We start from the raw sequence: 13,301 nt of genomic DNA on the forward strand, positions 1-13,301 counted from the left end.
GTTTAAATGAAGGTGAATTATCCAACAGGAGTGGAAAATCATGGAGGGTTTCTGCGCATTTGGTTCATGTATCAGGGGCAGAGAGTAAGAGAAGGGCTGGGCGTGACAGACACGCCCAAAAACAGAAAGGCGGCGGGAGAGCTTCGGGCCAGCGTTGCGTATTCAATCAAGGTGGGCGCCTTTGATTACGCTAAACAGTTCCCAAGTTCATCTAATCTGAACCGGTTTGGCCTTGCAAGGCAGGAGCTTACTGTGGGGGAACTGGCGGAAAAGTGGCTGGCAATAAAAGAAACTGAAATATCGAAAAATTCTCATGGCTCTTATACCACTCGGGTTAAAACCTCCATCGCCTTGCTTGGTGCCAACAAGATGGTTTCCAGTATAAGGACGGAGACAATGCAGACGCTGAGAACAAACCTGCTGAGAGGTAGCTTCACGCAAGGGCGAAATAACAATGTTACCAAAACCGGGCGCTCAGTGGCTTACGTTAACACATGCATGACCGATATGTTTTCAATGCTCAAGTTCGCTCACAATAACGGATACATCGAGAGAAACCCGATGGCGGCGTTGGGGAGATTAAAGAGGGACAAGAAGAAACCAGATCCGGTTGAGAGAGATGAGTTCCAAAGATTAATCTCAGCCATGAAAACTCGGCAATTGAGAAACTTTTGGTCTCTAGCGGTTTACACAGGCCTGCGTCACGGTGAACTGTGTGCGCTGGCATGGGAAGATATCGACCTAAAAAAATGGACTGTTAACGTGAGCCGTAACCTGACGAAGGATGGTGATTTTACCCCGCCAAAAACCGACTCTGGATTCAGAAGCGTTTATCTCATCGAAGCTGCTCGTGATGTTATTCGCGATCAGATGGAACTGACCAGAATGCGTAAAAGCATCACGGTTCCGGTAGCCGGGCGCGAATATGGCAAGTCAGAACACGAAGAACTGACTTTTATCTTCAATCCCAAGGTCAATGCCATAAACAATGCCAGCAATGACTATTACGCCGTTTCATCCCTTGCTCAGACATGGAGAGCGGCCATGGTCAAGGCAGGGCTGAGATTACGCAAGGCGTACCAGTCTCGGCATACATATGCTTGCTGGTCATTGTCCGCCGGGGCTAACCCGAACTTCATCGCATCACAAATGGGCCACGCTGATGCACAGATGGTCTACCAGGTTTATGGAGCATGGATGGCTGAAAACGATGATGCGCAATTGAGCCTGATGAACTCAAAACTTAACGACTTTGCCCCACTACTGCCCCAAACCCACACTGGATAGCTTTATAATTCTTAGCATTCAGTCACTTAACTAATCTAAACCTGCATATTCATAATGTCAGTGTAAGCGCTGACCAGCTTGTTACGCACCTGAATACCCATCTGCATCGAGACGCTGGATTTTTGCAGGTCGACCATCACGTCGTTCAGCGACACCCCCTCTTTGCCCATCTCAAAATCCTGCGCCTGGGTGCGCGCCGAGGTTTGCGTTTCGCTGATCTTGTTCAGCGCCGCCTTCAGCTCTGCGCCGAAATCTGCCTGAGAAGTGCTGTCTGTGCTTTTACCGCCTGCCTGCAGAGCTGCTGTCTGCATGGCCTGCATCACGCTTTCAATACCCTGAATCGCCATGTTTTCTCCCAAATGGATGCTGAAGTGACTACCGACGCCGAGTAACTTAACACCGATGTCAATAAGACAAAGCCTCTAATTAGAAGTAAAAAACACAGCTTATCCGGCCATCGAATTTCCCATTTAAGAAAATAATGGCACTCCATTAAGGTGGAAATTTTTTAAGCCAGCGCATCAGGGAGTCAGTTTTGTTACGACACTACACGCAACAGTCCGGTCAACTGTCAGGCAGGAAGAAGTCATGAATGCAACTGTCACGCAGGATAATCCAGAGAAGAAGGGTCTGAACGACCTGTTCGCTCGCCTACGCGCTAATCCTCGCATCCCTCTTATTGTGGCTGCGGCGGCCGTTGTGGCCGTCATTATCGCGATGGTGCTGTGGGCGAAGCAGCCGGATTATCGCGTTCTTTATAACAACCTCAGCAATGAGGATGGCGGCGCCATCGTCACCCAGCTGACCCAGATGAACGTACCCTATAAGTTTGACGATCAGGGTGGCGCGTTACTGGTTCCGGCAGCCCAGGTGCATGAACTGCGCCTGCGCCTCGCTTCACAGGGTCTGCCAAAAGGCGGCGCTGTGGGCTTTGAACTGCTGGATAAAGAGAAGTTCGGCATCAGCCAGTTCAGCGAGCAGGTTAACTACCAGCGTGCGCTGGAAGGCGAGCTGGCACGCACGATTGAAACCCTCGGCCCGGTGAAAGGCGCGCGCGTGCACCTGGCCATGCCGAAACCGACGCTGTTCGTGCGCGAGCAGAAAGCCCCGTCCGCCTCCGTGACGCTGGCTCTGCAGCCAGGCCGCGCGCTGGATGAAGGCCAGATCAATGCCGTGGTGCATATGGTCTCCAGCAGCGTCGCCGGTATGCCACCCGGCAACGTGACCGTTGTCGATCAGGCTGGCCGTCTGCTGACGCAGAACGACCCGACCGGCCGTGACCTCAACGATACCCAGCTGAAATATGCCAGCGATGTTGAAGCCCGCTATCAGCAGCGCATTGAAGCTATCCTTGGCCCAATTGTCGGCAATGGCAATGTCCATGCCCAGGTCACCGCGCAGATTGACTTCAACAGTCGCGAGCAGACCGACGAGCAGTACAAACCGAACAGCAATCCTGACCAGCAGGCTATCCGCTCTCGCCAGACCAGCGACAGTGAGCAGCTGGGTGGCCAGTATCCTGGCGGCGTGCCGGGCGCGCTCTCCAACCAGCCCGCTCCGGCTAACGCGGGCCCGGTCACCACGCCAAATAACAATGCCAACGGGGCGAACGGTGCCAACGGGGCGAACGGCCAGGCGGCCAACAATGCGGCGACCAATGCCGCCACCACGACTGCGCAGAAAGCGGTGCCGTCGAACACCCGCAGCGACAACACCACCAACTACGAAGTCAACCGCACCATCCTGCACACCAAGATGAATGTCGGTGAAGTGCAGCGCCTGTCGGTGGCCGTGGTGGTGAACTACCGCGCCGATGCCGCAGGCAAACCGATTGCATTGAATGATGCTCAGCTGAAGCAGATTGAAAACCTGACCCGAGAGGCGATGGGCTATTCGGAACAGCGTGGTGACAGCCTGAACGTCGTCAACTCACCGTTTACCGAGAACGATGATGTTGGTGCCGAGCTGCCATTCTGGAAACAGCCAGGCTTTATTGACCAGATGTTTGAAGCAGGCCGCTGGTTACTGGTGCTGATTGTTGCCTTCATCCTGTACCGCAAGCTGGTGCGCCCGCAGCTACGCCGCAAGGCCGAGCAGGAGAAAGCCGCTGCCGAAGCCGCCGTGGCTGCCGCCCAGACCCGTGCCCAGGATGATGATCAAGGGGTCTCCGTCAAGCTGTCGAAAGATGAGCTTGACCAGGAACGTAAATCTCAGCACCGCATGAGTGCTGAGGTCATGAGCCAGCGAATTCGCGAAATGTCAGAAAATGACCCACGCGTGGTGGCTCTGGTTATTCGCCAGTGGATGAAGGACGAACTATGAGTCTCACCGGTACTGAAAAAAGCGCCATCCTGATGATGACCATTGGCGAAGATCGCGCTGCCGAAGTGTTTAAGCACCTCGACACCCGCGAAGTGCAGCATCTGAGCTCGGCGATCTCGAATATGCGCCAGGTGTCGCACAAGCAGCTGACCGACGTGCTGCGCGAGTTTGAGATCGATGCCGAACAGTATGCGGCGCTGAGCCTCAACTCCAACGACTATCTGCGCTCCGTGCTGATTAAAGCGCTGGGCGAAGAGCGTGCCTCTACCCTGCTGGAAGATATTCTCGAAACCCGCGAGACCACCAGCGGCATGGATACGCTGAACTTTATGGAACCGCAGGCGGCTGCCGACCTGATCCGCGACGAACATCCGCAGATCATCGCCACCATCCTGGTGCACCTGAAGCGCGGCCAGGCGGCCGATATCCTCGCTCAGTTCGACGAGCGTCTGCGTCACGATGTCATGCTGCGTATCGCCACCTTTGGCGGCGTGCAGCCGGCAGCGCTGGCGGAGCTGACCGAAGTGCTCAACGGCCTGCTGGATGGTCAGAACCTCAAGCGGGCGAAGATGGGCGGTGTGCGTACTGCAGCCGAGATTATCAACCTGATGAAAACTCAGCAGGAAGAAGCGGTTATCGAAGCAGTGCGCGAGTTCGACGGCGAACTGGCACAGAAAATCATCGACGAGATGTTCCTGTTCGAAAACCTCGTCGAAGTGGACGACCGCAGTATCCAGCGCCTGTTGCAGGAAGTGGAGTCCGAGTCGCTGCTGGTGGCGCTGAAGGGTTCCGAACAGCCGCTGCGCGAGAAGTTCCTGAAAAACATGTCACAGCGTGCGGCCGATATTCTGCGCGACGATCTGGCCAACCGTGGTCCGATGCGTATGTCTGCGGTAGAGACCGAACAGAAAGCGATTCTGTTGATCGTTCGTCGTCTGGCCGAAAGCGGCGAGATGGTGATTGGCGGTGGCGAGGAAACCTATGTCTGATAATTCCTCCCTGCCGTGGCAGCGCTGGCAGCCTAACGATCTGGCACAGCGCGATCGGCCGCTGATTGAAGAGCTGACGATCCCGGAAGTGACGGAAGAGCCTGCGGACGATCGGCAGTTCCAGCTGGAGCAGCTTCAGGCTCAGGTGCGCAATGAAGCACAGGGTCTGGGCTATACCGAAGGTCAGCAGCGCGGCTTTGCCGAAGGCCAGAAAAACGGTTATGACGCCGGTTTTCAGCAGGGGCTGGCGGAAGCTCAGCAGCAGCAGGCACCGTTACAGGCGCGCATGCAGCAGCTGGTTTCCGAATTCCACCACACGCTGGAAGCGCTCGACAGCGTCATCGCCTCGCGCCTGATGCAGCTGGCGCTGGAAGCCGCACGCCAGGTGATTGGCCAGGCACCGCACGTTGACGGCACCGCCCTGCTGCGCCAGATCCAGGGGATGCTGCAGCAGGAGCCGATGTTCAGCGGCAAACCCACGCTGCGCGTCCACCCGGACGATCTGCCTCGGGTGGAAACCACGCTCGGCGCTACGCTGAGCCTGCACGGCTGGCGTCTGCTCGGCGACAGCACCATTCACCCGGGCGGCTGCAAAGTCAGCGCCGAGGATGGCGACCTGGATGCCAGCATCGCCACCCGCTGGCATGAACTCTGCCGTCTGGCCGCACCGGGAGAACTGTAATGACCACTCGCCTGTCGCGCTGGCTTGGCGCACTCGACAACTTTGAACAGCGTCTGGCCCAGGTGCCCGAGGTACGTCGCTATGGCCGGCTGGTGCGCGCCACCGGGCTGGTGCTGGAAGCGACCGGCCTGCAGCTGCCGCTGGGTGCGACCTGCGTGATTGAACGTCATGACAGCCAGGGCATTGGCGAAGTCGAGAGTGAAGTGGTCGGCTTTAACGGCCAGAAACTGCTGCTGATGCCGCTGGAAGAAGTAGAAGGCATCATTCCCGGCGCGCGCGTTTATGCCCGCGTGGCAGGTGATAACCAGCACAGCGGCAAACAGCTGATGCTCGGGCCAGAACTGCTGGGGCGCGTGCTCGACGGCAGCGGTCGCCCGCTGGACGGCCTGCCTGCACCGGAAACCGGCTATCGCGCCCCGCTGATCACGCCGCCGTTTAACCCTTTACAGCGCACGCCGATCACCGACGTGCTGGATACCGGCGTGCGGGCGATTAACGCTCTGCTTACCGTCGGTCGCGGCCAGCGTATGGGGCTGTTCGCGGGTTCCGGCGTCGGTAAAAGCGTGCTGCTCGGCATGATGGCGCGCTACACCAAGGCGGACGTCATCGTGGTCGGGCTGATTGGCGAACGTGGCCGCGAAGTCAAAGACTTTATCGAAAACATTCTCGGTACCGAAGGCCGTGCGCGGGCGGTGGTGATTGCCGCCCCGGCGGATGTCTCTCCTTTATTACGTATGCAGGGTGCTTCTTACGCCACGCGCATTGCCGAAGACTTCCGCGACCGTGGCCAGCACGTGCTGCTGATCATGGATTCCCTGACGCGTTACGCCATGGCCCAGCGTGAAATAGCGCTGGCGATCGGGGAGCCGCCAGCCACCAAAGGCTATCCGCCTTCCGTGTTTGCCAAGCTGCCCGCGCTGGTCGAGCGCGCCGGTAACGGCATCGACGGCGGTGGTTCGATTACCGCCTTCTATACCGTTCTGACCGAAGGGGACGATCAGCAGGACCCGATCGCCGACTCCGCGCGCGCCATTCTCGATGGCCACATTGTGCTGTCGCGCCGCCTGGCAGAATCCGGCCACTACCCGGCTATTGATATTGAAGCCTCGATCAGCCGCGTCATGGCACACCTGATCGATGAGACGCACTACGCCCGCGTGCGCCAGTTTAAACAGCTGCTTTCCAGCTACCAGCGCAACCGCGATCTGGTCAGCGTGGGGGCGTATGCCGCCGGGACCGACCCGACGCTGGATAAAGCGATCAAACTCTACCCAGAGCTGGAGGCCTTCCTGCAGCAGGGGATGTTTGAGCGCAGTACGTTTGATGATGCCAGCCTGCATCTGCAGGCGATCTTTGGTTAAGTCTGAACAGCGGAGAACTTATGGCTAAGACAGCTTCCCCGATCGATACCCTGCGCGATCTGGCACATAAAGATGTGGAAAAAGCCGCCATCCAGTTAGGCGACGTACGCCGGGCGCAAAAGCAGGCAGACGATCAGCTGACAATGCTGCTCAACTACCAGGACGAATACCGCAGGAATCTCAACACCACCATGAGCGAAGGGATTGCCAGTACGCGCTGGTACAACTACCACCAGTTTATTCAGACGCTGGAAAAGGCGATTGAACAGCACCGCGCCCAGCTGATGCACTGGAACACCCGGGTAGAAAATGCCCTGCGCTTCTGGCGCGACAAACAGCAGCGGCTGCACGCCTATGAAACGCTTCAGGCGCGGGCGCTGGCAACCGCACTCTTACAGGAAAACCGTCTCGATCAGAAACGGATGGACGAATTTGCCCAACGGGCATCATTGAGGAAAGGCGAATGATTACCTTACCAACCGCAGTGGCGACCACCAGCGCCAGTAGCAAAACCGGTGCGGCTGCCACCACCCCTGACAGCACGCTGGACGCGACTCCCGGCGGCGACAGCGCCGCCAGCGGTGAAAATTTGCCGCAGGGGTTTCTCACTCTGCTGGGGAACCGACTGCTATCGCTGGCGCAGCAGGGTGCCAGCGCCGCCCCTCAGGATGACACGGCGCAAAATGTTACCGCCGATGGGAAAGCACCGGCAAAAACCAGCATCAGCGATCTGCTGGCCGCGCTGGATAAGCCCGAGACGCTGACCGCGCTGCTGCAACCGCAAAAAGCCAGCACGGAAAAAAGCCCGGACAGCGAGGAGAAAGCCGCGCCGGTGGAGCTGAGCAGCAGCGATTTGCAGGCGTTACAGGCGCTGTACGCAATGCTGCCCAACGCTGCCGCAGTGCCCGTCGCCAGCGGTAACAGCAGCAGCAAAAACAGCGACCTGCTGAGCAGCGATCTGAGCAAGAGCAGCAAAGGCTCGACGCTGAACGCGTTAAGCGCGGCGTTGGGTAAAGTGAGCAGCGACGACGCTGACGCCGCGGGCACAGCCACCACGAAAACCGGCAGCGCTGGCGTACTGCTGCCGGGCAACTCCGACAGCGCGACTGCTGCGGCAAAATCCAGCGCTAACCCGGGTGCGCAGACGCTTGACTCAGCTTTTCAGCAGGTTATGAGCCACGTCAGCAAAGATAACGACAAAGAAAATTCAAGTTCTGCCCTCAACGCGACGATAACCAATAATGTGATCAGCGCCGCTTCTTCCGCGCAGACCCCGACTTCAACCTCGACGGTCAGCGCGCCGGCAACGCCACTGCTGAATTCTCAGCTTGGCAGCCCGGAATGGCAGCAGGCACTGGGACAACAGATCCTGATGTTCAGCCGCAATGGGCAGCAGACCGCCGAGTTGCATCTGCATCCGCAGGACCTGGGCAGCATCCAGATCTCTTTGAAGCTGGATAATGACCAGGCCCAGCTGAGTATGGTGTCGAACCATAGCCAGGTCAGGGCCGCGCTTGAGGCCGCTATCCCTCAACTGCGTACCTCACTGGCTGAAAGCGGCATCAGCCTGGGTCAAAGTAATGTCAGTAGCGATGCATTCCAGCAGGGTCAGTCCTTTAATGGCCAGCAGGAACAGCAGCGTAATAACAACGGAAACCCGTTTAGTCTTGCTAATGAAAATGACAGTGATGTGATGCAAATTGCCGTACCTGCCGCCCTGCAGGCGCGTGCAGCTGGCTCCAATGCTGTTGATATTTTCGCCTGACGGCAACAAACGCGCAAGCTGATGGCAAAACTCGCGTCTTTTCTGCCTATTGTTTGGTGCAAGACGCGGGATAATTCGCTCATAAAGCCGTGGGACAGTGAGAAATATGACGTGGCACCGCCCCTCGAAAATAATCACAGGAAGTTACAGCTAATATGACTGATAACGCTAAAGCCAAAAGCGGCAAACGTAAGCTCCTGATACCCGTGTTACTGATCGTGACTCTGGTCGCTTGCAGCGTGGCGGGATATACAGTCTGGCACATGATGAAGGCGCCGAAAGATGCCGCTGCGGCTGCAAAGCCTGAGCCGCCACCTGCCCCGGTCTTTTTTGCTCTGGATACGTTTACGGTCAACTTGATCAACCCAGACAACGACCCGGATCGCGTGCTTTATGTCGGCTTCACCCTGCGCTTGCCGGATGAAGAGACCCGTCGTCGCATGAACGATTATCTGCCGGAAGTACGCAGCCGTTTACTGCTGCTGCTGTCGCGTCAGAATGCTACGGGCCTCGCCAATGAGCAGGGCAAGCAGCAGTTAGTGACACAGATTAAACAGGTACTGGCACCTCCGCTGGTGCAGGGACAACCACAGCAGGTCGTGACAGATGTACTGTTTACGGCCTTCATTCTGCGGTGATGGATATACATGGGCGATAACATTCTTTCTCAGGCAGAAATTGACGCACTACTCAATGGCGACAGCGATAGTGCGGCAGAAGATAAGGTCAGTACCGGGGGCGAAAGCGATATTCGCCCTTACGATCCCAATACTCAGCGCCGCGTGGTACGCGAGCGTCTGCAGGCACTGGAGATCATCAACGAACGTTTTGCGCGTTCTTACCGTATGGCGCTGTTTAACCTGCTGCGTCGCAGCCCGGATATTTCCGTCGGCGCGATAAAGATCCAGCCATACCATGAGTTTGCCCGCAATCTGCCGGTACCTACCAACCTTAACCTTATCCACCTCAAGCCGCTGCGTGGCACGGCGCTGGTGGTATTTTCGCCGAGTCTGGTGTTTATCGCCGTTGATAACCTGTTTGGTGGTGACGGCCGTTTTCCGACCAAGGTCGAAGGACGCGAGTTTACCCACACCGAACAGCGCGTGATCCGCCGTATGTTAAAGCTGGCGCTGGAAGCCTACAGCGAAGCGTGGAAGCCGATCTATCCGCTGGACGTAGAGTACGTGCGTTCGGAAATGCAGGTGAAGTTCACCAACATTACTACCTCACCGAATGACATCGTGGTCACCACGCCATTCCAGGTGGAGATTGGTAACCTGACCGGTGAGTTCAACATCTGTATCCCATTCAGCATGATCGAGCCGCTGCGTGAAACGCTGGTGAACCCACCGCTGGAGAACTCGCGTACCGAAGATGAGAACTGGCGTGACACGCTGGTGAAACAGGTTCAGCACTCGGAGCTGGAGCTGGTGGCGAATTTTGCCGATGTCTCAATGAGAATTTCCCGTCTGCTGGAGTTAAAGCCCGGCGACGTCTTACCGATTGAAAAACCGGACCGCATTATCGCCCATGTCGATGGCGTGCCGGTGTTGACCAGCCAGTACGGAACACTGAATAAACAGTATGCACTGCGCGTGGAACACCTGATCAACCCGATTTTGAATTCGCTGAATGAGGAACAGCCCGATGAGTGATACCAATAAGCCGTCCGACGACGACATCTCTGCGGACGACCTGTGGGCTGACGCAATGAACGAACAGGTAAAATCCTCTTCAACCGGCGGCGTGTTTAAATCGCTGGAAAATGGCGATATTGCTGCTGGTTCGCAGGATATCGACATGATTATGGATATCCCGGTGAAGCTCACCGTGGAGCTTGGCCGTACCAAAATGACCATTAAAGAGCTGCTGCGCCTGTCGCAGGGTTCGGTAGTGGCGCTGGACGGCTTAGCCGGGGAGCCGCTGGATATCCTGATCAACGGCTATTTGATTGCCCAGGGTGAAGTGGTGGTGGTCGCCGATAAATATGGCGTGCGCATTACCGACATTATCACCCCGACCGAACGTATGCGTCGTCTGAGCCGCTAAATGAATACCACCCAGCAGCAGCCAGTCATCGGGCAGCCGGCCATTTCTACCGGTTCAATGCTGACTCAGGTGAGCGGGGTACTGGCGGCGATTATTATTCTGATCCTCGCCTGCGCCTGGGTGGCAAAGCGCTTCGGCTTTGCCACTAAGCGCAGCGGCAGTGAGAAACTGAATATCAGCGCCAGCTGCCAGCTGGGACAGCGTGAACGCGTGGTCGTGGTTGATGTGGATGATGTGCGTCTGGTTCTGGGCGTCACCGCTCAGCAGATCACCCATCTGCATACCCTGCCGGCGAAACCGCAGCAGGAACTCCCGGAAGCACCGGCTGTGACGGCAGATTTCCGTCAGGTTCTGCAGTCGTTAATGAAAGGTTCCGGGAAGAAAAAATGAAACGTCTCCTTCCACTGTTAGCACTGGTTTTGCTGATGCTGACTCCGAACGTCTACGCGCAGCTGCCTGGGCTTATCAGTAAGCCGATGGCTAACGGCGGCCAGAGCTGGTCGCTGCCGGTGCAGACGCTGGTATTTATTACCTCGCTGACCTTCCTGCCGGCAATATTGCTGATGATGACCAGCTTCACGCGCATCATCATCGTTTTCGGCCTGCTGCGTAACGCGCTGGGTACCCCCTCTGCGCCACCCAACCAGGTGCTGCTTGGCCTGTCGCTGTTCCTGACCTTCTTTATTATGGGCCCGGTGTTCGACAAAATTTATACTGATGCCTATCTGCCGTTCAGCGAAGACAAGATCAGCATGCAGGAAGCCATTGATAAAGGTGCGCAGCCGCTGCGTGAGTTTATGCTGCGCCAGACGCGTGAAGCGGACCTTGCGCTGTTTGCCCGCCTGGCTAACACGCCACCGATTGCCGGGCCGGAAGCGGTGCCGATGCGTATTCTGCTGCCGGCTTACGTCACCAGTGAACTGAAAACGGCTTTCCAGATCGGCTTCACGGTATTTATTCCATTCCTGATTATCGACTTGGTGGTCGCCAGCGTGCTGATGGCGCTGGGGATGATGATGGTGCCCCCCGCCACCATCTCCCTGCCCTTTAAGCTGATGCTGTTTGTGCTGGTGGATGGCTGGCAGCTGCTCATCGGCTCACTGGCCCAAAGTTTCTACTCTTAAGCGAGGCCACAAAAATGACTCCTGAATCGGTAATGGTTTTGGGCCACGACGCGATGCAGATTGCGCTGGCGCTGGCCGCCCCGCTGCTGCTGGCAGCGCTGGTAAGCGGCCTGTTAATCAGCCTGCTGCAGGCGGCTACCCAGATTAACGAACAAACGCTCTCCTTTATTCCGAAGATCCTTTCCGTGGTGGCAACCATCGTGGTGGCCGGTCCGTGGATGCTCAATCTGATCCTCGACTATATGCGTACCCTGTTCTCCAACCTGCCTTATCTGATCGGATAATGATTCTTTTTGACAGCAGTCAACTTTTATTCTGGATAAGTCAGCTATTCTGGCCGCTTGCTCGCGTGCTGGCTTTGATCATGACCGCGCCGCTGCTGAGCGAAAAATCGATTAGCCGCAAGGTGAAAATTGGTCTGGGCCTGATGATTACCTGGGTATTGATCCCGTCGTTACCCCCGACCAACGTTACGCTGTTTTCGGTTGGCGGCTTCTGGTTGCTGATTCAGCAGATACTGATTGGCGTCGCGATTGGTTTTACCATGCAGTTTGCCTTTGCGGCGGTGCGTACCGCGGGGGAAGTGATTGGTTTGCAGATGGGCTTATCCTTTGCCACCTTCTTTGATCCGGCCAGCCGCCTCAACATGCCGGTTCTGGCGCGCTTTCTCGATATGCTGGCGATGTTGCTGTTTCTCTCCTTCAACGGTCACCTGTGGCTGATTTCGATGGTTGCGGACAGTTTTCATACTTTGCCTATTGGTGGCGAGCCGCTGAACAGCAATGCGTTCCTGGCGCTGACCAAAGCCGCCAATTTAATTTTCCTTAACGGCATGAGATTAGCGCTACCGTTAATCACCCTATTACTCACCTTAAACCTGGCCCTGGGTTTGTTAAACCGCGTTTCACCACAGCTGTCGGTTTTCGCTATCGGCTTCCCGGTCACCTTATCGATAGGTATGGTGTTCATGAGCCTGATGATGCCCCTGCTGGCGCCCTTCTGCGAGCATTTATTCAGTGAAGTGTTCGACTTACTGTCGACATTACTCAGTGAACTACCCGGCAAGTAAACTTTAGTATTCCCCCTCTGACACAAAAGCATTGTTAAGCCATCGAAATATATCAGTGCATTTTTCACACCATTATTTGCAGAATTACCTTAAGGAAATTCTGATAAATGCACTAGCGCGGTGAAAATAATTCTTATTAAAACCCAGTTAGCGTATTTTAAATCCTCAAACCGGTGATTTGTTGCGAAACAGTTAACGGTTAAAAAATGGGTAAATGTCTGTTTTTAATGAAGATTTTATTTTTCTCGGTTTTTCTTGTTTTAAAATTCATTTTACGGCATTGTCAATGCTTCCCGCATGCCTACACTTTCGGGGAATGAATGTTTTTAGGATTCGTCCTATCAGAGTTTTCCTGATTCTGCGCGATAGTGTCGACGTCAGCGGAAAACTGTGTCAGGTGCTGTACTAACTCAGATGTCTAAGCAGTCTCGCTGCTAACCCTCTGAAGTGGTTGACTTTTCAGAGCATCGCTCTGTCTAAAGCCAAATTAGCAGTCAGCAAGGACGCATGAGTACTCTCGCCGTAGATGGCAAAGCTTTATTCAGGCTGGGTAAAAATAACAAGATCGTGATTAAGAACTCTTTGCTCTCGTACCGCAAGCACGTAATTCATCGTTGATTTAAACGGAAAACAAATTTGGTGAGGGTAGCTAT

At 55.8% G+C, this 13,301-nt stretch carries 15 protein-coding genes; 14 read left to right on the forward strand and 1 reads right to left on the reverse strand.

The features are described 5' to 3' along the window. The first annotated feature begins 6 nt into the window (after positions 1 to 6). Positions 7 to 1,287 (forward strand): tyrosine-type recombinase/integrase, encoded by a 1,281-nt coding sequence (locus ID864_RS16630; RefSeq protein WP_191150146.1) that lies wholly within the window; start codon positions 7 to 9, stop codon positions 1,285 to 1,287. A gap of 35 nt (positions 1,288 to 1,322) precedes the next feature. On the opposite strand, the gene fliE is transcribed toward ID864_RS16630, so the two are convergent. Continuing rightward, entirely contained in the window at positions 1,323 to 1,634 is a 312-nt protein-coding gene (fliE, locus tag ID864_RS16635; protein WP_048916351.1) for a flagellar hook-basal body complex protein FliE, read from the reverse strand. A gap of 241 nt (positions 1,635 to 1,875) precedes the next feature. On the opposite strand from fliE, the gene fliF reads away from it, so the two are divergent. The 13 genes from fliF to fliR all read left to right on the forward strand — a co-directional run bounded on the left by fliF (position 1,876) and on the right by fliR (position 12,648). Next, the gene (gene fliF / locus ID864_RS16640; protein WP_048916352.1) at positions 1,876 to 3,609 is read left to right on the forward strand and encodes a flagellar basal-body MS-ring/collar protein FliF; all 1,734 of its coding nucleotides are present in this window, start codon (positions 1,876 to 1,878) and stop codon (positions 3,607 to 3,609) included. Beyond that, positions 3,606 to 4,598, forward strand: a complete 993-nt coding sequence (gene fliG, locus ID864_RS16645; RefSeq protein WP_048916353.1) for a flagellar motor switch protein FliG — start codon at positions 3,606 to 3,608, stop codon at positions 4,596 to 4,598. Before fliF ends, fliG begins: the two co-directional genes overlap by 4 nt. Further along, on the forward strand, positions 4,591 to 5,280 hold the full coding sequence (gene fliH, locus ID864_RS16650; protein ID WP_191150147.1) for a flagellar assembly protein FliH: 690 nt from the start codon (positions 4,591 to 4,593) through the stop codon (positions 5,278 to 5,280). The genes fliG and fliH overlap by 8 nt, the downstream gene beginning before the upstream one ends. Continuing rightward, entirely contained in the window at positions 5,280 to 6,641 is a 1,362-nt protein-coding gene (fliI, locus tag ID864_RS16655) for a flagellar protein export ATPase FliI (RefSeq protein WP_048916355.1), read from the forward strand. Before fliH ends, fliI begins: the two co-directional genes overlap by 1 nt. A gap of 20 nt (positions 6,642 to 6,661) precedes the next feature. Next, positions 6,662 to 7,108 (forward strand): flagellar export protein FliJ, encoded by a 447-nt coding sequence (gene fliJ, locus ID864_RS16660; protein ID WP_048916356.1) that lies wholly within the window; start codon positions 6,662 to 6,664, stop codon positions 7,106 to 7,108. Then, positions 7,105 to 8,406, forward strand: a complete 1,302-nt coding sequence (locus ID864_RS16665; protein ID WP_048916357.1) for a flagellar hook-length control protein FliK — start codon at positions 7,105 to 7,107, stop codon at positions 8,404 to 8,406. The genes fliJ and ID864_RS16665 overlap by 4 nt, the downstream gene beginning before the upstream one ends. Positions 8,407 to 8,561: 155 nt before the next feature. Then, the gene (fliL, locus tag ID864_RS16670; protein WP_048916358.1) at positions 8,562 to 9,044 is read left to right on the forward strand and encodes a flagellar basal body-associated protein FliL; all 483 of its coding nucleotides are present in this window, start codon (positions 8,562 to 8,564) and stop codon (positions 9,042 to 9,044) included. A 9-nt stretch (positions 9,045 to 9,053) separates the two neighbouring features. After that, entirely contained in the window at positions 9,054 to 10,061 is a 1,008-nt protein-coding gene (gene fliM, locus ID864_RS16675; RefSeq protein WP_048916359.1) for a flagellar motor switch protein FliM, read from the forward strand. Further along, positions 10,054 to 10,455, forward strand: a complete 402-nt coding sequence (fliN, locus tag ID864_RS16680; RefSeq protein ID WP_048916360.1) for a flagellar motor switch protein FliN — start codon at positions 10,054 to 10,056, stop codon at positions 10,453 to 10,455. Before fliM ends, fliN begins: the two co-directional genes overlap by 8 nt. Next, a complete protein-coding gene (gene fliO, locus ID864_RS16685; RefSeq protein ID WP_191150148.1) occupies positions 10,456 to 10,845 on the forward strand; it encodes a flagellar biosynthetic protein FliO in 390 nt (129 codons plus the stop codon). Further along, complete coding sequence (gene fliP, locus ID864_RS16690) at positions 10,842 to 11,579, forward strand: flagellar type III secretion system pore protein FliP (protein ID WP_048916362.1); 738 nt, start codon at positions 10,842 to 10,844, stop codon at positions 11,577 to 11,579. Before fliO ends, fliP begins: the two co-directional genes overlap by 4 nt. A 14-nt stretch (positions 11,580 to 11,593) precedes the next feature. Next, complete coding sequence (fliQ, locus tag ID864_RS16695) at positions 11,594 to 11,863, forward strand: flagellar biosynthesis protein FliQ (protein ID WP_048916363.1); 270 nt, start codon at positions 11,594 to 11,596, stop codon at positions 11,861 to 11,863. Next, positions 11,863 to 12,648 carry a flagellar biosynthetic protein FliR gene (gene fliR, locus ID864_RS16700; RefSeq protein ID WP_048916364.1) on the forward strand — a complete coding sequence of 262 codons (786 nt, stop codon included), beginning with the start codon at positions 11,863 to 11,865 and terminating at the stop codon, positions 12,646 to 12,648. Before fliQ ends, fliR begins: the two co-directional genes overlap by 1 nt. Positions 12,649 to 13,301 lie beyond the last annotated feature (653 nt).

Origin of the sequence: Erwinia aphidicola, assembly GCF_014773485.1 — a bacterium.
In the GTDB taxonomy this organism is placed as follows: Bacteria; Pseudomonadota; Gammaproteobacteria; order Enterobacterales; family Enterobacteriaceae; genus Erwinia; species Erwinia aphidicola.